The organism is Bacillus sp. 1021 (assembly GCF_014534735.1).
GTDB lineage: Bacteria > Bacillota > Bacilli > Bacillales > Bacillaceae > Bacillus > Bacillus siamensis.
Window position 1 is genome coordinate 105,169 of the sequence record NZ_JACVSR010000005.1, and the last position, 22,382, is coordinate 127,550.

A 22,382-nucleotide genomic window follows, 5' to 3' on the forward strand; every position below is an offset into this window, starting at 1 on the left:
ACTATTCCCACTCAATCGTTGCAGGCGGCTTGCTCGTAATGTCATACACGACGCGGTTGATGTGTTTCACTTCGTTGACGATCCGTGTTGAAATCACTTCAAGCACATCCCAAGGGATACGCGCCCAGTCAGATGTCATGCCGTCGATTGATGTCACGGCACGGATACCGATTGTGTAATCATACGTTCTCGCATCTCCCATGACGCCGACGCTGCGGATGTCAGGAAGAACCGTGAAGTACTGCCAGATGTCGCGCTCTAGGCCGTGGTTTGCCACTTCTTCACGCAGAATCGCGTCTGATTCACGAACGATTTCAAGTTTTTCTTCCGTTACTTCGCCAAGTACGCGGATGCCAAGACCAGGGCCAGGGAACGGCTGACGCCATACGATATCATCCGGAAGGCCGAGCTCTGTGCCAAGCGCGCGCACTTCATCTTTGAAGAGCGTGTTTAACGGCTCGATCAGTTCAAACTGCATATCTTCAGGAAGTCCGCCGACATTGTGGTGAGATTTGATCGTTTGCGCCGTTGCAGTACCGCTCTCGATAATATCCGTGTAAAGCGTTCCTTGCGCAAGGTAATCGATGCCTTTAAGCTTGTCCGCTTCATCATCAAACACGTAAATGAATTCGTTGCCGATAATTTTGCGTTTTTGCTCAGGATCAGAAACACCTTTCAGCTTGTTTAAGAATCTGTCTTTCGCATCAACTTTAATGACATTCATATTAAAGCCTTCGCTGAACGTTTTCATGACGCCTTCCGCTTCGCCTTTACGAAGCAGGCCGTGATCGACGAAAATACAAGTCAGCTGGTCGCCGATCGCTTTATGAATCAAAGCAGCCACAACAGAGGAATCAACACCGCCGCTTAGCGCGCAAAGAACCTGCTTGTCACCGACTGTTTCGCGGATTTTTTGCATTTCGATTTCGATAAAGTTTTCCATTGACCATTTGCCTTCACAATCGCAAACGCCGAATACAAAGTTTTTCAGAAGATCATTGCCGTATTCAGAGTGGCGCACTTCCGGGTGGAACTGAACGCCGTACCAATTCTTGTCCGCTTTGCTCATCGCTGAATTCGGACAGTGATGGCTTGTTGCGTCAACAGTGAAGCCTTCAGGAACTTCTACAACCAAATCGCCGTGGCTCATCCACACAACCTGTTCTTCCGGAAGATCTTTGAACAAGTCAGGAGTTCCTTGAATCTGAATGTTCGCTTTTCCGTATTCGCGCTGGCTTGCCGCCTCGACTTTTCCTCCGAGATAATGAGTCATCAGCTGCATGCCGTAGCAGATGCCTAATACAGGAATATCGAGTTCAAAGATTTTTTCGTCACAGCGGAAAGATCCTTCATCATATACACTGTTCGGTCCGCCTGAAAGGATAATTCCTTTTGGATTCATTTCTTTGATTTCCTCAGCTGTCAACGTATGGGGATGCAGCTCGCTATATACGCCAAATTCACGGATCCGGCGGGTAATCAGCTGGTTATACTGACTGCCGAAATCAAGAACAAGAATCATTTCATTCACTAACTTCGTCATGGTTGTCACCTAATCTCCTCTAAGTTTTTGACACAGAAAAAACGGAGGACAAACGTTCAGCCCTCTGTCGCGCAAGACTTGTCCGGAAGCCCGGCTTTTTAACGCTCCCGGGCTCCCATTTAACATTCATTTATTCTAACAACAGGACGATATGCGGTCAAGACTATCTTGTTTTAATTATATTTTCCCACAACTGTCCTGATTCATTCCAAAGCTCCGCGGCATTATCCCTGCGGTATAAGGCCCGCTCATAGCGCAGCGTCAGCTCGGACATGTCGTTTGTATCGTATGCCTCGTCAATCCTCGCGGCAAAATCGCGCAGCGTTTCTCCGTCTCCTCTGCTGAATCCTTTTCGTTTCAGCTGGCGGAGCAGCGCGGCATATGCGTCGAAAAAGACGTCTTCATCCGTGCGCCGCTTCAGTCTGGCTGCTGCAGCGTACGGAATCCAGCGCGCGCGGAGCAGCCAGGCGAGCACCGCCGCGGCTGAAATCACGATGATGACGGCTGCATACGGCCACAGCTGTGCCGCGGTTTTGTTGCGGATCACAGGATGCGGTGCCGCACTGTGCTCCCGCTTTTTCGGTGCTTCTTCTTTTTCAGGCTTTGTTTCCTGACGCTGCTTGTCAGACGGTGTATCCGAATTCCCCGCTGAGCCCCCGCTGTCTTTTCCCGCTGCTTGATTCTGCTCTGACGTAAACTCCGTCGGATTGGTGAAGCCTTTCGTCGGCTCAAACGTCACCCAGCCCTGATCGGGAAAATACACTTCAACCCACGAATGGGCGTTGTTGTTTGTGACTTCATAAATCTGGCCGTTATGGTCGCCTGCGCCTTTATACTCGCCGGATGTATAACCCTTCACCCAGCGGGCGGGAATACCCGCAGATCGGAGCAGCACGGCCATAGCCGATGAAAAGTTATCACAATAACCTCTTTTCGTTTCAAACAGAAATTGATCCACATAATCCTGATTGTGCTCCGGAATGGCGACATCCTGCGTATCATACGAAAATGCGGAAGATCCCAGATAGTCCTCGACGGCCTTCGCTTTGTCAAACATATTATGATGATCCCGCGTCAGCCTGTCCGCAAGCTGTCTCACTCTTTCCGGAACGCTGTCCGGAAGCTGTAAATACCGATCATTGAATTGGTTCTGCTCACGGTAGCGTTTCACTTTCACTTTTCTGAGATCATTCAGCTTAAAGACGGGCGCGTGAAAAGTCACCGTGTACCGTCCCATATTGCGGATGTTGCCCACTTGTTCACTGATCGGCGTGATTTGCTCGGTGTTTCCGTTCATTTCAAGCTGAATCGAGTGCTTCGGTTTAATATTGGAGAGGCCGATCGGATACATGACGTGATTATAAAGATAACTTTCATCAATGGACACCTGTGCCGTATAGCGTCTCGTCTGCACACTCCGGTCAAACCATATGTCTTCCACATTGCCGCCGTTCAGTTTATAGGACATGCCCTGGTCGGTCTCCACCCAGCCTTTTCCCGTATATGTATCTTTCGTTTCCACCCGGAAGTACGACCGCTCTTTTCCCTTCCATGTAAAAACCGGCGTATCGTCCTGCTGAAAAGGGCCGCCCAATGTTTCATCATGATTGCCGTAGCCGATTTTGCTTTCAGCGGCGGGCACTTCTTTGTGATGTGTTATTTTTTTCAGAAACGGCACGGGGTCCGGCCAATTCGGATCTGATTTCGGAGCCGCCAGACCGAACACGACGGAAGCGCAGATAAACAGCGCCAGCGGCAGAAACCATTTGAAAATCAATCTTTTTTTAAATGCTATGTGTTCTGTCAGGCGGATGCGCTCCATATACAAAAGCCCCATCATCAAAAAGCCGATAAAGACGATCCGGATGACGGCGTATGCGGCATCATAAGGAGTAAATGTATCAAGTACGGTAATATACGCCACCGTCATGATAAAAAAGAATAAGATTTTCCGCTGATAGATCACCCAATAATGCAGCAAATACACAAGCAGCCATAAAAGCACAAAAAACAGCAGTGTGCGGAATGACGGGTTCATATCATTCCATCTTCCGGTTCCGATGTGCCGGACATTCAGCATCACGTCCCGCAAAAAAGAAGCAAGCCATTCCGGCTGAAAAACCGATCCTTTATAAAACAGCATGTGAATACTGATCAACGTAAACAGAATGCAGGACGGCACGGTGACGTACCACCTCATCCGGAAGAATGACAGCAGAAATGCCAAACCGATAAAGACGATGAAAAAACCGGTATGCTTTGTATCCGTAAAATTGTGCAGCGGCCTGAGCCATTCCCACAACAATAAAAAAGCGAGAAAATAAAACAGCAGCAGACTCAGCCTGCTTCCCTGGTTCTCGTCATGCGGCATGGCGCGCCACCTCTCTTTCTAAACAACATGGGACACCCGTTTGTCCCTGATCATTTGCACCTTGATATTCTTTTGAGCGAAGATGAGAGCGAGATTCCGTTCTTTTTCCGAAAGCACGGCATTCGTTTCTTTCGCCAAAAACACCGTCATGTCAGTGCGGACGGACTCAGCCTGTTTGAGGAGATCTTCTGTAAGACTGCCCGTCACGACGGCAATAAAAGCTTTGCGGACGCGCGGAACCGCCAGCTCTTTTCCTAAGCGACCCCCTGCACCAGCTTCTTCCGATTCAGAAGCTGATGCCAGGTAACGCAGCACATTTCTGAAATGCTCTTCTCCCTCCCGGACGGGAAAAACAGTCCGGTCGCTCCCTAATGAAATAAATCCTGCGGGAGAGCCCTTCACAAGCGCCGTGTAAAGCAGGGATGCTGAGGCTGACACCGCGGCTTCAAATGAAGGAGACGGCCTGCAGTCCAAAAGGAAAATCATATCCGTGCTCTGCAGCGGGTCAAATTCCTTCGTCATCAGTTCATTGCGCCGCGCGGACGTTTTCCAGTCGAGAGCGGAAAACCGGTCGCCCGGCTGATAATTTCTGACGCCCGCGGCTATTGCGGAGCGGTGAACCTGAAACGGCGTGCCGGCACCCGCACCCTCTTCGCCTGATACAGCCTGCTGCTTATCATGAACAGACCCGTACGCCGGGAATACTAAGACCGTATCCGTTACGGAAAATGAAGCCGTCTTGTCCAAGAGCCCGAGAACATCTCCCGTCCGCACTCTTATCGTATGGAAATGATGCTCCCCGCGCGGCGCCTGCGGCAGCTCATATTGTAACGTCAGCTTCTTTTGAAACCACGGAAACACGAGCTGTTTCGCACTGCGCCTCTCGCCAAGCGTTTCCGGCATCACGTCTTCAATGACCATATATGTCAGCGGGAACGGCAGGCGCCTCGTCAGCCTGATGGTGACAGACAGTCTGTCACCAGAAGTTAACCGGGCGGAAGAAATCTCACGCGCCGCCTGAAACGCCCGCAGCGGATACACGGCGACCAGCCCGGCGTAAACGATAAACGGCAAAAACGCATAAAATAAAAACCAGCTCACAAATCCGCCCTGAAACATGGCATAAGAAAAGACCGCCGCCGTCAGCACGGCCAAAATAAGCAGCTTCCAGCCGTATAACAGCCAATGCACTTTCTTTCTCATTAGCGGACCGACATCCTTTGAACCGGAACTTTTTCCGTTTGCATGATGTCTTCGATAACCGCTTCCGGTGTGACATCATTAAATTTCGCATCGGCAGTCAAGATCATTCTGTGCGGCAGCGTATACGGAGCCAAATACTGGACGTCATCAGGAATGACGTAATCGCGGTCATGAAGCAGCGCGTACGCCTGCGCGGCTTTCATTAATGAGATCGAACCGCGCGGACTTACGCCCAAATGTACGGACGGATGCCGGCGGGTATGCTGAGTGATGCCGACGATATACGCTTTAATTCCATCATCTACCCGCACCTGCTCCAGTTGTTGCTGGAGGGTGATGAACTGTTCTTTAGAAATGACGGGCTCGATTGTTTCGAGCGGATTGCGCCCTTCCTGCAAAGACAGAACCCGAAGCTCCTCCTCGGCAGTCGGATAGCCCATGCGCAGCTTAAATAAAAACCGGTCAAGCTGCGCTTCAGGAAGCGGATACGTTCCTTCATATTCAACCGGGTTTTGTGTCGCCATGACGAAAAACGGCTCGGCCAGCCGCATTGTCTTTCCGTCAATCGTGACATTTCCCTCTTCCATCGCCTCAAGCAAAGAAGACTGCGTTTTCGGCGAGGTTCTGTTAATTTCATCGGCCAGCACGATGTTCCCCATAATCGGTCCGGGGCGGTACTCAAATTCCATCGTTTTCGTATTATAAATAGAGACACCCGTCACATCTGACGGCAGAAGATCCGGCGTGAATTGAATCCTCTTAAAGTCAGCTCCGATCAGCTTGGCCAAAGCGCGGACCATCATCGTTTTTCCGACTCCCGGCACGTCTTCCAGCAGTACATGCCCTTTTGCGAGAATGGCGGCCAGGCTGAGTATGGCGATGTCCCGTTTTCCTATGATGATGTTTTCAATATGCTCAACGGCTTTCTCCAGCAGCGGATGCAGCTCTTCTTTATAAGCCATTCTTCTCCTCCTAGTCATCTCTCAAATTTCAATTATTGTAACCTAACTTTACCACAAAATATAATTAGTATAAAAAAACGTTTCAGCGAATTGTGTTCAGTCCGAAAAGACAAAAAAGCTCCCTTTAGAAAGGAAGCTTTATTTCAGCTGAAGAGGCTCCATATGAACGTGTGAATGGTTGATGGCGTGTTCCTCTTTCATCCTGCGTTCTACCTCATTTGCGATATCATGGCTCTCTTTAATATTCAGATCAGACGGCACTTCAATGACGACATCAATATAAACGCAGCTGCCAAGATATCCCGCTTTAATATCTTTTAAACGGCTGACGCCAAGATGTTTCGATCGTCTGTTTATAAGCTGAAATGTCCGTTACATCGAAGCCATCTGTCAAAGAGTGGGAGGATTCTTTTCAAAATAAGGAGACCGATCACACACCGTGACTGTATCAATCCAAGCAAGGTGAATTTGCAACTCACTGGTTAAGTTCACCTTAGGATTACATCGTTTCCAATGTTAATGGTTTTATGTATTCATATGCAGGCTGATAAAATTGATCAAAAAAACTTTTTCCATCCATTTTGGATTTACGAAATAGATAAGATTCATAGGTTAAAGCTATAGGAAACACTAAGCTGTTTTCTATAACTAATTCTTCTACTTTTCTATACATGTTATTTCTCTTATTAATATTAATTTCTTTTTTCGCATCTTTGAGGAGACCTCTAATATGAATAAGAGTTTCAGTATTCGCACGATAGATTTCTTTATCACTGCTGAAAAATAAAGATAAATCTTCCGGATCATTATAGTTAAAACTTGAGGAACTGACTAATATATGCTGCTGAGTATCTAAAAGGCTTTCATTTAAGGAAGAAAGTTCTGTTTTAACTACGTCGAAGCCTTTGGCACTCAATAATTGATATAGCTTGTTCTGCATTTCACGCAGATGAGAATGTTCACTATAGTTATTGTAAACAATGATACTTAATTGAGGAATATACCCCCATTTCAAAAGATAATTTTCCTTAGCAGCTTGAAAATTAAAATTTGTTAATTCTTCCTCATTATCAGGCATATCTAATATAGTTTCAGGTAAAAAACTATGAGCAGGCGAATATATTGATCTCTCTGATTTCGGTATGCTGGATAATAGATCTTCTTTGTTTATTGCTAAGTTAATTAAACATCTTAATTCCTTCCACATTTTATCTTCATCATGTAACACAAAATATTCTAGAGCTATTGTGACGCTTATAGGGCTTTTCAAAATTTCAAACTCGTTTTCTGTTTGGTTTTCTGCTTCGGATAATAAATCAACTTGACTTACGTCTGTATATACCACAAACTGTAATTTGTCAAAAGAATCGATTCTTTCCTCAAAGTAATCCTCATTCTTTTTTAAAGTCAAAACCTTAGAGTCTTCACTTAGGCTTTCATAGCAGTAAGCTCCTACTCCTATAGGGCTGTCTTTCCACACCCAGAGATCATTTTCTAAAAACTCTTCTCGCGGAACAATACTTAAGGCACTTCGAGTAAAGTATTTTAAAAAAAGCAAATTTAGATGTTTCAATTTTATTTTTAGTCTGTAATCATCAAAAACCTCTATGCCGGAACACATATTCGGAACATATCTATTTGTCTGACTAACCTCTTCATAACCTTCTATATCGGATAGTAATTCTGAAAAGGTGGATCTTGCCCCCTTCATCATTCCTCTGCATAAAGAAAACTCAATATCTCGCGCTAAAGCCTTTCTGCCATTGTGAAAGTAAATATCTTTTCTAAGTACAAGGAGGTATTCATTATCACAATCATTAATTTCCCATTGTTCAATAATGTTAGGCAATAAATGCCCTTCTTTGGACATCTTAAATAATGGAGGAAAAAGAGCTCTGCATATTTCATAATCACATGAATAAATATTAAAAGGAGAGATATTTTTAGAAATAGCCGAAACCCCCACTTTCAAGGTACTATTCATTCTTCCCACTCTCCAAGCCCTCTTTTATATATCTTTCTACTAGTCTTCTCGCTAGTATCTGAGAAGAATCATATATCTTGAGTTTAGTATGATTCGTACAAAAAAATAAATCAGTACAAGCACAAACTACTTCATTTATCCCTTCTGTTAAAAGAATATCTTCTATCGTTTTCCATTCATCCGTTACTTTTGAACAAACTCCTAATGTTTTAGTTTTTAAAATTAATTCATCAACTCTTTTTTGATACTCATCGTTCCAAAATACATTTTTACCTTTTAACTTTAGTTTTTCTTGATATAAATTGCTTTCCACAGTCCCTCTTGTAGCAAGTAAGCCGACTGCACTTCCTTCATTTTCTAATTCGTTTACTGTTTCATCAATTATATTTAATATAGGTATATGTGTCATTTGGCACAATTCTTTATAATATGAATGAACCACGTTACAAGGTATTGCTATAATCGAACAATTAGAATTGTTTAGTGAGTCAATTCCGACTTTTAATGCCTTTAACATCTCGCTGTCATCAATCGCTTTTTTAGGATGAAAAGGTGTTGGCAGCGAATATATTATCATGTGGGGAAAATCATCATCGAACTTTGCTCCATATAAATTTTCACAGCAGTCCAGAACAGATTCTAAAAATGGACCTGTTGATCTTGGTCCCATCCCTGCAAGAATTCCAATTTTATAAACCTCACTATTATTCATTCTGGTTCTCTCCTTGTTAATATCTTAGAGGTTAACAATTAAAATAAACCATACACTTAGTTAAACGATAAAATTTATTCTAAGTGTATGATTTAAGAAATTTATATTAAGCTAACTGCATAAAACGACTATCATTTACTTTAGTTTAAGTTCATATTTTAGAGGTATGCAAACATGACTGCCAGGGCTTCTGCTAAAACTAGATCGGCCTAGATCATTCACTGTAAACATTCTTTGAAGCCAACGATCATTCCCATCGTATTGTGGGGTAAAGGATGAGCGAGCGTGCGCTGCTAATCTGTTGTCGATAATAATAAGGTCCCCAGGACAGAGAGGTACTTTTATAGAAACCTTACTTAATGCTTCTTTTAATAATTCCAATGCCCATTTTGCTTCTTCAGTTATTCCTTCCATTAAGGAACAATGTATAACCATTTCTGGTGCTTGAATGCTGCCTGAAAGCACGGGTATGATCTTTGATAAGTCATCCGAATTAAATGAAGCAGGCGGGCTTAATTTATACAGAGGCTCCCTTAATGTTAATACTACTGAACTTGGCAGTAATTCTAAAGCATTAACTATAGAAGCAGTTTCTGTTTGTGCTTCGTTTTTATGGTCTGATCGTAAGCAATATAAAGCAAGGTGATCAGGTCTGTATGGATGTATAGCGTCTTCAGTATGATAAGTAAAAAAGACTTTCGATCCAGAGTTTTCCAAACCGCTTTCTTTCCCCTTAATCGGACAAATATCATGAATGAGCTGTCCATTTTTTTCATCGGCATACCCAATCGGCTCACCCATATACAGCATGAATAGCACTAGACATAATTCACTAACAAAGGAGATCTTATCCAAAGAAGGATTGCCATCATCAGGAGTCTGAGGTAAAATATCGTCTGTAGGCAAGTTTTTAAATAAAATCGTTCCTTCTCTGTTAGAATTTCGCTTAAAATTAATTAGAGCACTCTTTACTCTGTCTGGAAGATTATGCGAAACAAATTGTAATCTATTTAGGTCAGAATTATTAATAGCATTTGGATTGAAGTTAATATCCTTTATTAAGTTCTCAATTAGTTCTTTTTCAGCCTGTGATATTTCTAAAACTACACCTTCACTCATACCTAGAGACGAACTTTTTCCTTCGGTAAGCAAGGTTGACAATTTAATCTTCCCCTTCCAAAACTCAAGTTAATGAATCTTATAAAATTATTTTTTATTATAATATTACTGTTTTACAAAGCTTTTATATTCATACTGATGTTCTTTGATAGCATTCATTACATCTTTATAAACTTGATTTGTTTCCCCTTTAAAGATGTATCTGGCCGGAATCTTCAAATATCCGCCGCTTCCATCCAGTACGTCTCCTTTACTCCGTAAATACTCTTCTACTAAAGTTGACAATTTCCCTTTAAATGAAGTGTTTTTTTCCATTAAACAAGGCAGTTCTGCTGGAAAAGGAATTAAGAGATAGCCTGAAGATACTCCTTCATCCAGCCGCACATCTGAAACTTCTTCCCCTAATTCAACTTTTAACTGATCAGTTACAGCATCTCTGCCAATCAATAGGCTTACACATCTTGGTATATCTGCTCCTCCCATACGGGCTCCAATTTCCATAAAAATAGGTTCGGGCTTGTCACTTTTCTCATCTACAATTAATTCAAGATGGAACATCGTATTGTTTATTCCCAAGGCATTAACGGTCTTTTGGGTAAAGTCGATGAGCCCCTCATATAGCATAGTCTCATTCTTATCTACAGAAACCGCTCCCAATGGACTTTGTTGAAAGAATTTTATTGGTGGATTGATATACCGAAACGGAATACAAAATTTTAATTGATTATCCTTTACTAATCCATCAACGTGAAATACTGTTCCCTCACAATATTCCTCGCATTCCAAGTCCTTAAATTCTATGTGTGGCAATATTTCTTCATACTCCTCTTGATTATGAAGAATATGAACTCCTTTACTAGCAGCCATTCTCCTAGGCTTTATGACAATAGGAAAGCCTGCTTGGTTAATAAATTGTTCTAACTCCTCTACACTGTCACATTTACTAAATTTAGGAGTTCTTAAGCCGGATTGGCTGACAATCTCTTTCATCTTTACCTTATCTCTGGCATTTAGAGCCTGTTCAAAAGATAGACCCTCTAATCCCTTTTCATCTCTTAATTTCCCTGAATTCAATATATCCCATTCACTCAGAGCTATTAACCGATCTATACTTCCTCCTTTTTTTTCAATCTTTTCAAATGCTGTACGAATGTTATCCAAAGAGTTAATATCCTCAACAAGCTCTATGATAGAATTTTCTAAAATATTTTGAGATAAACCTTTATTGCCTTCAGCGTCAACAATATAACTTACTTTATATTCGTTATGATTCATTATCTTTTCATAATCAGGTTTTTCAGAATCCCATCCTACTGACCAACGATTAATAATACATATGTGTTTAGTCATAATACTTGTCCCCTTTATTTTCATATTATAATTCTAAAACATCTTTTTGGGCAGCATGACGTTTATTATAAAAATAATAAGTAAATATTGTGGAGTTGACTACAATCCAAAAAATCGAAACTCCTAATATTACTTCTTGAGGTCCTGTAATTTTAGTAAAGGTAGAAGTTATTAATCCAGCAAGGGGCAGGCTTAGACGATTAAAGAAAACAATAGTTCCCATACTCTTACCTAATTGATGTTTCGGTATTAACTTAACTCGTTCTGTTCTTAGAAATACATTAAAAATCCCTATTCCACAAACCAAAAGGGCGTAGCCGATAACATAAATGTAAAATTGATTGGCTATTCCCAAAATGACGCCGGATAATGTTAATAACACAATAGATGCTATGCCTATATTATTAATACTCTTACTTTTTTTCAAAAATACAGGAATTAACAAAACCACTATAGATCCCGTGATCCCGCCAAACATCGCCAAAAATGAATACTCTCTAGATGTTGCACCAAGAACCCCTTGGGCTACAGCTGGATTTAAAGCCATTACAGTCCCCATCACAAGATTAATAAGCATTGTTGCCAGTACCAACAGCCGAAGAAAGAAATTTTTAGCTATAAACTTAAACCCATCCCCAATTGTTCCTAGAACTCGTTTAATGGACTTCGTTTCCCTAACAACCAGATTTTTAGCCTTATTGGGAAGACCCAGTACTCCGAAACCTGTCACTGCAAATGCAATACCAGTAATAATAAGAAAATCCATCTCTTTTATAAATAGAACCAATATACTTGCCAAAGCCGGTCCTATCACTTGAGAACTAAGCTCCAATCCTTGGATTAACGATTGGATGCGGGGAATATCGTTATTATCAAAGTTCCTCCCGATAGTTGTTTCTAATGTGACAAAGTTTAATGAGTTTAAAATAGCGAACAAAGATGCAGCAACTGAAAGTATAATAAATGTTTGGCTTGGCATATAGATTAATAATAAGAAGCCTGATATGGAAACCAATGCTCGCAGGCTATCGCCAATAATATAAAGTTTCTTTTCTTTATAAGTATCTACAAGCACTCCTATGAAGGGGAGTAATAATACTGCCGGCAACCACTCTATAAGAAATGCTAATCCTGATTTGGACGCTTCTCCGGTGTATTGAAAAATTAATAAAGGGATAGCAAATAGCAGAAGTTGTTCGGATACTGTTGATACAAATCTGCACCCAAGGAACCAAATCAATTTAGATGTATAGATACTATTAGACTTTTTCAAGATAGTCTAAAGGCTCCTTTAATTCCATATTATAGTACACAGGTTTTATCCATCCGTTATGTAGAGTTTTTACTCTTATAGAATCTACATCTTTAATTACGTCTTCCCTTAGTCCAGAGAGCATTCCAAGCCAACTCCAATTACTGCTTCCCATAGCGGAAACGATGTCCCCTAAATTTTGGGCCTGTGTATGCTTAGATTTCATATTTTCTGCATACTTAATTTCAAGTACTCTATCTTGATTAGGAATTCCGTATGCTATCCCTAAGCTCTCCTTACATTCTTCTCCCCAAAAGGCCGCAGGAATGATCTCTTTTTCATTTAGGACTAACTCCATTGATTGTCGGTAAATACTATGCGGTTCAATTCCGTATGAACAAGCTATAATCTCAGTAATATTTGCTCCGCCAGGCCTTCCAAAGTTACAATCTATTAGTTTAACTTGATTTTCTGAAACAATAAATTCAGTATGGAAAAATCCTCTGCTATACCCGCTCCTCTCCACTAGAGTTTGAACAATCTTGCACAATTCTTTCTGAGCTATAGAATGATAAGGGAATATGAATACCGATTCTGCATTTTCCGTCTTCCTTCTGCCAGTTACTCCAATTGGAATTACTTTACTCTCTAAAACGTATCCCTCTAAGCTTACAAGTTCTCCGTCTATTATTTCTTGAACGACATATTCGTCAGGGTGCAGATGCTTAGGTAAGGTTTTATCAAATAATTTTTCTATATTCTCGATATCATTTTCATCCTCTAATACACTTATACCTTTAGCCCCAGCTGCAAAGGATGGTTTTAGTATCAATCCATTCTGTGAAGCTGATAACATTTTTTTTATCTCTGAATAAGGAATCGCCCCTGTAGTGAAAGAAAGTGATAGCGGCGTAAATTCTGGGATAATGTCATTGACATAAGCCTTATCCTTAAGTAATTCAATTTTTGGATCAATTCCCTTTATATCTAAAGCGCTGCATAATTTAGTGCAAATTTCTAATTTACTATCTAAAAAAGAGATAACTCCTGCAATGTCCTCTTTTGGAAAAGTTTTTATAATTTCATACAGTTCTTCAAAAGAATTAGTATTACAATTAATAAACTTATAAGATGTAAGTTGAGAGAGTGCGTCTCCTTCCTGACTGTTTAAGTTTGTCAAGAACAGAACATTCAGATTCATTTCCTTTGCCGCTTTTACAATATACTCTGGCCCAATAACAGAAGAATCAATAACAAATAAGGTTTTCACGTTTTTCTAATTCTCCCTTCTATACGACTCAAAAGAAAGAAAAGGGTCAGAATTTAATTCCTTACCCTCTCCCCTATTAGAAGTTATTATTTTTGAATAGGACGTGTAATCGTCGTGTTTGGACCTGCATCATGATATTGAATGAAATCTAAAATACTTTCTGCGCCAGAGATAAACTTTAACAATCTCTCCAGTCCAATTCCAAATCCAGCTGTTTGTACTTGTGATTTATCTTTCCATTGAGCATATTCCGGATGATAAGAATTGCCGAGAGTTTTTGATTGGTTAATAATCTCCTCTCCGCTAGTTGGACGGATACCCCCGGTAGTCAGTTCACCGTAGCCAAAAGGTAACATTAAATCGTAAGTTTGAAAAACACCTTTTGGACTTTCGTGATAAATTGAATCTCTAACTCCTGCTGGATAGTTATAAATCCAAAAAGGTGTGTCGAATTGGTTAGAGAGAAGTGCGTCTTCTTCAGAAGTAAGATCCCCTTCTGAATCTTTAGATCGTCCTACTCTTTCTAAGGCTTCTTCAAATGTTATTCTAGGATATGAGCCTTTTACCAAGCTCTCTGTGTTGCGTTTTGCTAAAGGAGTTAACGTCAAATTATCATTATTATCAATTAAAGATAAAATCTTATTGCCTGCTTCATAGAGAATCTTCTCCCCTAAATCGAAAACATCTTCCATTCTCTCAGTTCTCCATTCAATTTCAAATTGAAAGAAGGAATAAATATGTTTTGCAGACAGCTCTTCCCCTTCCATCAATAATCGAAGGCATGGGGCAAGGCAATAAACCTTAGGTAAATATTCCGTTGCCATCTGTTTTTCTACAACATGACTAACACTCATATAGTAATACTGTTCACCTGCCACCTCAACTTTTGAGTTAGAGGAGGAGTCATGATCCCCATTTTCTCTAATGTCAGGTAAAGTTTTATCCCCTAGTACGATTACTGAATGCTTGGCACCTGGCTCATATCTTCTAGAAAAGGGAGTTGGAACAATTTCGTCAAACTTAAATAAATCCATTGAATTTCTCAGCGACTTTAAAAGAGTTGAAGTCCATGCATAAGTTTCATTATAAGCAAGTTGTCTAGTGTCTAAATTTTCAATTTCAACCTTCATTTGTTACACCTTCCTATTCTGAATATTAGTAAATAGATATAAATAATCTTTTAATTTAATTACAAAAATAAGAATAAATTGTATATTTGTAATTAAATACATTTACAGAAAACAGATTATTATAACGAAATGATTCTGTCAATTGAAAATATATGAAATAGTACAAATTATCTGTTCTCTCCTGTAATTCCGATAACGTGCTGATACTGACGAATGCCTCGACATTTATTATCAACAGCTGCAAGGAGCACCTGGCTCTTCACTTTTTTGACCGGCCTAATATTGTACTGGCAGGCCTGCTGTCGTCCAAGCTTTTGGCATCTCTTGTTTAGCAGAAAAAATAAATTCCAACAGCACTTGCAGTCCGACAACTATCATAATAAAAGATTCGATAAGCGATGCGATCGTTTCCGCCCGAAAGCAGCCGTGAATGGATGATCTACTTCAGGAGGTTTTTGAGAGATGGCAGGACGATTATTACAGCCACCGAAACAATAATGTCAGTTATTATTAAACCTCTGCAGTAAGTGCTTCTGAGTGAAAAACATAACCGATGATCAGCTTCATTAAAGATAGAACACCATTGTCCCGGATTCTCCCTTTTTCAGTTCATCATTTCTCTTCATATTAAAAAACTCCTCTCTACTCGCATTTTCCTATTAATGAGATACATCACTGAACCACAGTGGGTCTATAGAAACACCTTGCGTCATTTTCTGTGTACGGATGAGAAAAGAAGTCACATTTTCTAACATCATTAACAAATGTCTCATGCATTTATGATAGAATAATATTTGTCGGAATATTCAGCATAAAACAACCCAAAAGGAGGCAAAGAATGAATCAGCCTAATTCTTTATCGAAGGGATTAAAAACCCGGCATATGACCATGATTTCAATTGCCGGCGTGATCGGCGCCGGATTATTTGTCGGAAGCGGATCCGTCATTCATTCCACCGGACCCGGAGCGATTGTCTCCTACGCATTAGCAGGACTATTAGTGATTTTTATTATGAGGATGCTGGGGGAAATGTCCTCCGTCAACCCGACAAGCGGTTCGTTTTCACAGTACGCGCATGACGCCATCGGACCGTGGGCCGGTTATACCATCGGATGGCTGTATTGGTTTTTCTGGGTCATCGTCATTGCCATTGAAGCCATTGCGGGCGCCGGAATCATACAGTACTGGTTCCCCGGGATTCCGTTATGGCTGACGAGTCTGCTTCTGACCGTGCTATTAACACTGACGAATATTTATTCAGTTAAATCGTTCGGTGAATTTGAATACTGGCTTTCCTTAGTGAAGGTAGCGACGATCGTTGTCTTCTTAATCGCGGGATTTGCTTTCATTTTCGGAATCGTCCCCGGCAGCAAACCGGTCGGGCTGGAAAATCTGACGGGCAGCGGCGGATTTCTCCCTAATGGCCCAAGTTCCGTTCTGCTCGGAATCGTCGTCGTCATTTTTTCTTTTATGGGATCTGAAATCGTCGCAATCGCAGCGGGAGAAACGTCAAACCCGGTCGAATCCGTCACAAAGGCGACCCGCTCAGTCGTCTGGAGGATCATTATTTTTTACGTCGGTTCCATTACGGTTGTGGTCACGCTGCTTCCGTGGAATTCAGCCAATATTTTGGAAAGCCCCTTCGTTGCCGTTTTGGGGCATATCGGGGTTCCCGCAGCCGCTCAGATCATGAATTTCATCGTCCTGACAGCCGTTCTGTCCTGCCTGAACTCCGGGCTTTATACGACGTCACGGATGCTGTATTCACTGGCGGCGCGAAATGAAGCGCCGCGGCGTTTTATGAAACTGAGTAAAAGAGGCGTACCGGTCCAAGCCATTATCGCCGGCACCTTTTTCTCCTATATTGCCGTTGTCATGAACTACTTTTCTCCCGACTCCGTATTCTTATTTCTGGTCAATGCATCAGGGGCGATCGCACTGCTCGTCTATCTCGTCATCGCCGCCTCACATCTGAGAATGAGAAAGAAAATCGAACGGACAAACCCTGAATCTCTTAAAATCAAAATGTGGTTTTATCCGTACTTAACCTACCTGACGATTATCGCCATTTGCGCCATCTTGTTATCTATGCTGTTTATCAGTTCAATGCGGTCTGAATTTCTGCTGACAGGATTTATTACACTGCTGGTGCTTGCCTCATATGTATTCCGCAAAAAACAAAAACCGAAAGAGAGCGCTTCCGCAAACCGGGTTGCGCAATAACAGAAACACCCGTCCTCAAAAAAGGGCGGGTGTTTTTTTAACCAACTTGTTCCAGGCAGCATTATCTATAGTACAGGAATTCAATAAATGATAAGGACAGGATGAATAATGGCACTTGAAAAATTTGCAGATGAACTGCCGATTATCGAAACACTGAAGCCGCAGAAGAAATCAGACGGCAGCACGTATTATGAAGTCACGATGAAGGAATGCTTTCACAAGCTGCACCGCGATCTCCCGCCAACCCGGCTGTGGGGGTATAACGGTTTGTTTCCGGGCCCGACGATCGACGTCAACCAAGGTGAAAGCATTTATGTTAAATGGATGAATGACTTGCCGGATAAGCACTTTCTGCCCGTAGACCATACCATTCACCATTCAGAAAGCGGCCATCAGGAACCTGATGTCAGAACCGTCGTCCATTTACACGGAGGAGAAACGCCGCCTGACAGCGACGGCTATCCGGAAGCCTGGTTCACACGGGATTTTAAGGAAACGGGTCCTTATTTTGAAAAAGAGGTATACCATTATCCAAACAAACAGCGCGGGGCGCTCTTATGGTATCACGACCATGCCATGGCGGCCACGAGGCTCAATGTGTACGCCGGACTTGCCGGGATGTATATCATCCGTGAGCGAAAAGAAAAGCAGCTGAAGCTTCCCGCCGGAGAGTATGACGTACCGCTTATGATTTTGGACCGCACGTTAAATGACGACGCTTCCTTGTCTTATCCGAGCGGGCCGGATAACCCTTCCGAAACGCTGCCCACCCCTTCAATCGTCCCGTTTCTTTGCGGAAATACCATTCTCGTCAACGGAAAAGCATGGCCGTATATGGAAGTCGAACCCCGGACATACCGTTTCCGCATCCTTAACGCCTCAAATATGAGATCATTTACTCTCTCGCTCAATAACGGCGGCCGGTTTATCCAAATCGGTTCTGACGGCGGACTGCTCCCCCGCTCTGTCAGAACACAGACCATCAGCTTAGCCCCGGCAGAGCGGTATGATGTGCTGATTGATTTCTCCGCTTTTGACGGAGAACATATCATTCTGACGAACGGCACCGGCTGCGGGGGCGACGTCGATCCGGATACAGACGCCAATGTCATGCAGTTCCGCGTCACAAAACCGCTGAAGGGAGAAGACACAAGCCGGAAGCCTAAATATCTTTCAGCCATGCCTGATATGACCTCAAAACGAATACACAATATCAGGACGCTTAAACTCACAAATACGCAGGACAAATACGGCCGGCCGGTTTTGACGCTTAATAACAAGCGCTGGCATGATCCTGTGACAGAAGCGCCGAAGCTCGGCACAACGGAAATCTGGTCGATTATCAATCCGATGGGGGGAACCCATCCGATACACCTGCACCTTGTTTCCTTCCAGGTTCTTGACCGGCGTCCTTTTGACTTAGAACGTTATAACAAATTCGGCGACATTGTGTATACGGGCCCCGCCGTCCCTCCTCCTCCAAGTGAAAAAGGCTGGAAAGACACCGTGCAGGCGCACTCGGGAGAAGTCATCAGAATCGCGGCGACATTCGCTCCTTACAGCGGACGCTACGTATGGCACTGTCATATTTTAGAGCATGAAGATTACGACATGATGAGACCGATGGACGTCACGGATAAGCAGTAAACAAGAATCACCCCTTTTCTCCGGAAGGGGCTTTTTTTATTTATCAAAAAGAAAAAATAAGAAGGCGCTTATTTGCATATACTGTAATAACAGGAAGACGATGCACCCTCATTGGAAATATGGATAGAAAAAGGAATTAGGAGATTAGGGAAAAGTATGAGACAATGAAGGAGTGCACGAAAATTCATAAGGGAAGAAGTGACTTTATGTCTTACTACAACAAACGTAATCAGGAACCGCTGCCTAAAGAAGATGTCAGTACGTGGGAATGCACGAAAGAGGACTGTATCGGCTGGAGCAGAAAGAATTTTGCCGGCACCGGCAGTGATACCCCGACTTGCCCCCTTTGCGGCAGTAAAATGATCGACGGCGTCCGTTCGTTGGTGAATCTCCAAAACAACAATCAAACGGCATCAAGTTAGACCTCCCTTTTACGAGTCTCAACATAGAGAAGGCCTCCATGTCCCATGAGAGGCCTTTGCGTTATCATGTCCTTTTATGATGCAAAGGAGCAATGAACATGAAAAACGATCAGCAGCAAAAAGACCTGAAGGAAATGGCGAAACGGAAGAAAAAGAACCTTGCCGCACAGTCATTCATCGAAACACTCCATTTTGCCGTTCCGCTTCTCCGTTTTTTCAAATGGCTCGCCTCAGCCGCAGCCAGCTTTGTTTATTAAAAAACACCCAGCTGGCGCTGAGTGTTTTTTCATTATTGGATAACGGAAAAGCTGTTGATAATGCCGCTGTCATTTTCCCAGACTTTTTCACATTTTTTCGTATCCAAATGATAAGCATAAATGGTCCGGACCTTCGCGTTCCGCCCCGTTTCATCCTTCAAGCGTTTAGCGCCTTTGGCTTCCGCCATGAAATAAATGATGCTGCCGTCTTTAGAAAACTGCGGCTGGGCATCTATCAGCGGAGCGAAATCCTTCCCGTTTGTAATAATCGTTTCATCTTTTTTCGTTTTGACATTCATCAGACGGATGGACGCTTTTTGTTCCGTCCCTTTTTGTGTATAAGATGTAAAGACAAGTTTTTTTCCGTCCGGTGACATCGCCACGTCGCTGATAAACTGTTCAAGATTGGTCAGATCCTGAAGGTTTTTGCCCGCCCCTGCTGCAAACCGGATATTCGTCGGTTCAGGGTCAATCCCCTTCTCATTTGCCTCATCCGTTTTTTTATAATCCTCTTTAACGGAATAATGCAGAAGCGCAAAATCGTTTTGGCTGCGGTTATAAAAGAAGCTGCTCACACTGTCGTCTTTCTCATCCGCCGCCGGATACAGATTTTGATAACGCTTCGTTTTCAAATCAAAAGATGCGAGACGGAAAATATCTTCATCCGCTTTACCGAGACGGAAATAAATGTGCGTCAGGTCCTTTGATAAAAACAGACTGTCAGCGCTCGCCGATCCTTTATAAAGCACTGTCTTCTTTTTCGTCTTCAGATCAAGCTTATACAGACGCATTTCATTTTGATCATTATTACCGACAAAATAGAGCGCCTGGTGGGCGTCATCCAGCGCAAACGCCGGATATGCCGAAAGCTTTTCCTCGTACAGCATGCGGCTGTCTTCGTAATATTTCGTCATCAGATCTTTGTCTGTAAGCGAAACAAGCAGCTTGTCATGCCCGCCGGAAACAACGGCTTTTCCGCTGCTGCCGCTTTTTCCGTTGATCAGCAGAACGGCTCCGATGACCGCCGCCGCCAAAACAGCAGCTGCGAGGATCCAAATCCATCGTTTCTTCTTCATTATCAATCTCTCCGTCAATCAGAAAAAGCAAGAATCAGTCTCCTTGCTTTTTAAGATGGTCTATTTTAATAGCTGTAATGTCCGGATACTCTTCCTTTGCTTAACGGATATCCGAGCGCTTTGAACGCTTTCGGGCTGACATCCAATACGGCATTCGGCAGACGGCCTACATCATTTTTGTATACTGTGATAACCTTTTTCGGTTTTGATTTCGCATAAGCTCTGATTTTCGTTCCATTTCTCGGAACGTCAAATCCTAATTTTGTCGCGCAATCCCAGTGTCCCAGTTTTTTACCGGACGATCCTTTTTTACCGACTCCATTATACCATGTAATATTTCCGTTCACTTTTTTAGCACTTGCATCAGAAGAGAAACTGATCGCTCCCAGCGTGCTTCCTGCTAAAATCAATAAGGCTAAGAATAACTTCTTCAAGCTTTCATCCTCCTGATTCTTTATTCTAGGCAAAATTATACACCAAGAAGACGTTTATAATATTTCAATCACTTTACATGTTCATTACAACGTGACGGAGACACGCACTCAATTGATAACACAAACTTCTGTTCTATATAATTCCATGGTAAATTATACTACAAAATTTAATACATTAGCGTTATAATATTCATAGAGTATTTCTGCATTCAATATGGACTTTTTATAAGGCCTATTGATAATTGCGTCATATGATATAGTTTGAGAAATCAGGCTTCAGGAAGCATTTCTTCCTTTTAACCGTGGTTCATATTGATCATGTACCTATACTCGTTTCTATCAGACTAGGAGTGATAATCAATGAAAGCGGCAAGATGGCACAATCAAAAAGACATTCGAATCGAAAACATTGATGAACCTAAAGCAGAACCGGGAAAAGTCAAAATTAAAGTCAAATGGTGCGGGATTTGCGGAAGCGACCTTCATGAATATCTGGGAGGTCCGATCTTTATTCCGGTCGGCAAACCCCATCCGTTAACAAACGAAATGGCGCCCGTCACGATGGGGCACGAATTCTCAGGAGAAGTCGTGGAAGTAGGAGAAGGCGTCAAAAATTACAGCGTCGGCGACCGTGTCGTCGTAGAACCGATTTTTGCCACACACGGACATCAGGGAGCCTATAACCTTGATGAACAAATGGGATTCTTAGGCTTAGCCGGAGGCGGCGGCGGATTTTCTGAATATGTGTCCGTTGACGAAGAATTGCTGTTTAAGCTTCCTGAAGAGCTTTCTTACGAACAGGGCGCGCTTGTTGAGCCGTCAGCGGTAGCGCTTTACGCCGTCCGCCAAAGCAAATTAAAAGCGGGCGACAAGGCAGCCGTTTTTGGCTGCGGACCGATCGGGCTGCTTGTGATTGAAGCCCTGAAAGCTGCCGGCGCAACGGATATTTACGCGGTCGAACTTTCACCGGAACGCCAGGAAAAAGCGAAAGAACTCGGCGCTATCATCATTGATCCGTCAAAAACGGATGATGTCGTTGAAGAAATCGCTAAACGCACAAACGGCGGCGTTGACGTTTCTTATGAAGTGACAGGCGTTCCTGTCGTTCTCCGCCAAGCGATCCAGTCAACAAACATTGCCGGTGAAACGGTTATCGTCAGCATCTGGGAAAAAGGAGCGGAAATCCATCCGAACGACATCGTCATCAAAGAACGGACCGTAAAAGGAATTATCGGATACCGTGATATCTTCCCTTCCGTTCTCGCACTGATGAAAGAAGGCTACTTCTCAGCAGATAAGCTCGTCACGAAAAAAATCGTGCTCGACGATTTGATTGAAGAAGGCTTCGGCGCTTTAATCAAAGAGAAAAACCAAGTGAAAATCTTAGTCAAACCGAACTAAGCTGTTCGGCAAAAAACCATACACA

At 42.6% G+C, this 22,382-nt stretch carries 18 protein-coding genes and 2 pseudogenes; 5 read left to right on the top strand and 15 right to left on the bottom strand.

What is annotated here, in order from left to right; genetic code table 11:
- Position 1 precedes the first annotated feature (1 nt).
- The 13 genes and pseudogenes from guaA to ICW23_RS17125 all read right to left on the bottom strand — a co-directional run.
- Positions 2 to 1,543, bottom strand: coding sequence for a glutamine-hydrolyzing GMP synthase (guaA, locus tag ICW23_RS17065; protein WP_007408887.1), 1,542 nt, complete (start codon positions 1,541 to 1,543; stop codon positions 2 to 4).
- A 163-nt stretch (positions 1,544 to 1,706) separates the two neighbouring features.
- Positions 1,707 to 3,914, bottom strand: coding sequence for a DUF4129 domain-containing transglutaminase family protein (locus ICW23_RS17070; RefSeq protein ID WP_188154842.1), 2,208 nt, complete (start codon positions 3,912 to 3,914; stop codon positions 1,707 to 1,709).
- A gap of 18 nt (positions 3,915 to 3,932) precedes the next feature.
- Positions 3,933 to 5,117: a DUF58 domain-containing protein gene (locus tag ICW23_RS17075; protein WP_049628016.1), complete on the bottom strand. Its 1,185-nt coding sequence runs from the start codon at positions 5,115 to 5,117 to the stop codon at positions 3,933 to 3,935.
- Positions 5,117 to 6,079 carry an AAA family ATPase gene (locus tag ICW23_RS17080; RefSeq protein WP_188154843.1) on the bottom strand — a complete coding sequence of 321 codons (963 nt, stop codon included), beginning with the start codon at positions 6,077 to 6,079 and terminating at the stop codon, positions 5,117 to 5,119. The genes ICW23_RS17075 and ICW23_RS17080 overlap by 1 nt, the downstream gene beginning before the upstream one ends.
- A gap of 138 nt (positions 6,080 to 6,217) precedes the next feature.
- Positions 6,218 to 6,550: pseudogene (locus ICW23_RS17085) on the bottom strand (cation transporter dimerization domain-containing protein); the annotation flags it as partial.
- 28 nt (positions 6,551 to 6,578) lie between these two features.
- Complete coding sequence (locus ICW23_RS17090; protein WP_095241944.1) at positions 6,579 to 8,063, bottom strand: ABC transporter substrate-binding protein; 1,485 nt, start codon at positions 8,061 to 8,063, stop codon at positions 6,579 to 6,581.
- Positions 8,056 to 8,775: an aspartate/glutamate racemase family protein gene (locus ICW23_RS17095; protein WP_016937033.1), complete on the bottom strand. Its 720-nt coding sequence runs from the start codon at positions 8,773 to 8,775 to the stop codon at positions 8,056 to 8,058. The genes ICW23_RS17090 and ICW23_RS17095 overlap by 8 nt, the downstream gene beginning before the upstream one ends.
- A 135-nt stretch (positions 8,776 to 8,910) precedes the next feature.
- Complete coding sequence (locus ICW23_RS17100) at positions 8,911 to 9,936, bottom strand: TauD/TfdA family dioxygenase (RefSeq protein WP_049628012.1); 1,026 nt, start codon at positions 9,934 to 9,936, stop codon at positions 8,911 to 8,913.
- A gap of 63 nt (positions 9,937 to 9,999) precedes the next feature.
- Positions 10,000 to 11,244 carry an ATP-grasp domain-containing protein gene (locus ICW23_RS17105; protein ID WP_064778055.1) on the bottom strand — a complete coding sequence of 415 codons (1,245 nt, stop codon included), beginning with the start codon at positions 11,242 to 11,244 and terminating at the stop codon, positions 10,000 to 10,002.
- A gap of 25 nt (positions 11,245 to 11,269) precedes the next feature.
- Positions 11,270 to 12,517, bottom strand: a complete 1,248-nt coding sequence (locus ICW23_RS17110; protein ID WP_016937036.1) for an MFS transporter — start codon at positions 12,515 to 12,517, stop codon at positions 11,270 to 11,272.
- On the bottom strand, positions 12,504 to 13,766 hold the full coding sequence (locus ICW23_RS17115) for an ATP-grasp domain-containing protein (protein ID WP_188154844.1): 1,263 nt from the start codon (positions 13,764 to 13,766) through the stop codon (positions 12,504 to 12,506). Before ICW23_RS17115 ends, ICW23_RS17110 begins: the two co-directional genes overlap by 14 nt.
- A gap of 86 nt (positions 13,767 to 13,852) precedes the next feature.
- Complete coding sequence (locus ICW23_RS17120) at positions 13,853 to 14,896, bottom strand: amino acid--tRNA ligase-related protein (RefSeq protein ID WP_016937038.1); 1,044 nt, start codon at positions 14,894 to 14,896, stop codon at positions 13,853 to 13,855.
- Positions 14,897 to 15,092: 196 nt separating this feature from the next.
- A pseudogene (locus ICW23_RS17125) lies at positions 15,093 to 15,522 on the bottom strand (cation efflux transmembrane domain-containing protein); the annotation flags it as partial.
- 212 nt (positions 15,523 to 15,734) lie between these two features.
- Between ICW23_RS17125 and gabP the strand changes: the two are divergent.
- From gabP to ICW23_RS17145, 4 genes are all read left to right on the top strand, one after another.
- Positions 15,735 to 17,120, top strand: coding sequence for a GABA permease (gene gabP, locus ICW23_RS17130; protein WP_188154845.1), 1,386 nt, complete (start codon positions 15,735 to 15,737; stop codon positions 17,118 to 17,120).
- Positions 17,121 to 17,228: 108 nt separating this feature from the next.
- Entirely contained in the window at positions 17,229 to 18,767 is a 1,539-nt protein-coding gene (gene cotA / locus ICW23_RS17135; protein WP_188154846.1) for an outer spore coat copper-dependent laccase CotA, read from the top strand.
- Between the two features lie 206 nt (positions 18,768 to 18,973).
- Positions 18,974 to 19,189: a cold-shock protein gene (locus ICW23_RS17140; protein ID WP_029575254.1), complete on the top strand. Its 216-nt coding sequence runs from the start codon at positions 18,974 to 18,976 to the stop codon at positions 19,187 to 19,189.
- 98 nt (positions 19,190 to 19,287) lie between these two features.
- Positions 19,288 to 19,446, top strand: a complete 159-nt coding sequence (locus ICW23_RS17145) for a hypothetical protein (RefSeq protein WP_016937042.1) — start codon at positions 19,288 to 19,290, stop codon at positions 19,444 to 19,446.
- A 32-nt stretch (positions 19,447 to 19,478) separates the two neighbouring features.
- Here ICW23_RS17145 and ICW23_RS17150 read toward each other — a convergent pair whose 3' ends face one another.
- Positions 19,479 to 20,522, bottom strand: coding sequence for a TolB family protein (locus ICW23_RS17150; RefSeq protein ID WP_188154847.1), 1,044 nt, complete (start codon positions 20,520 to 20,522; stop codon positions 19,479 to 19,481).
- 65 nt (positions 20,523 to 20,587) lie between these two features.
- Positions 20,588 to 20,956, bottom strand: a complete 369-nt coding sequence (locus tag ICW23_RS17155; RefSeq protein WP_016937044.1) for an RlpA-like double-psi beta-barrel domain-containing protein — start codon at positions 20,954 to 20,956, stop codon at positions 20,588 to 20,590.
- A 360-nt stretch (positions 20,957 to 21,316) separates the two neighbouring features.
- On the opposite strand from ICW23_RS17155, the gene ICW23_RS17160 reads away from it, so the two are divergent.
- Positions 21,317 to 22,357, top strand: a complete 1,041-nt coding sequence (locus tag ICW23_RS17160) for a 2,3-butanediol dehydrogenase (RefSeq protein WP_007408876.1) — start codon at positions 21,317 to 21,319, stop codon at positions 22,355 to 22,357.
- The last annotated feature ends 25 nt before the right edge of the window (positions 22,358 to 22,382 follow it).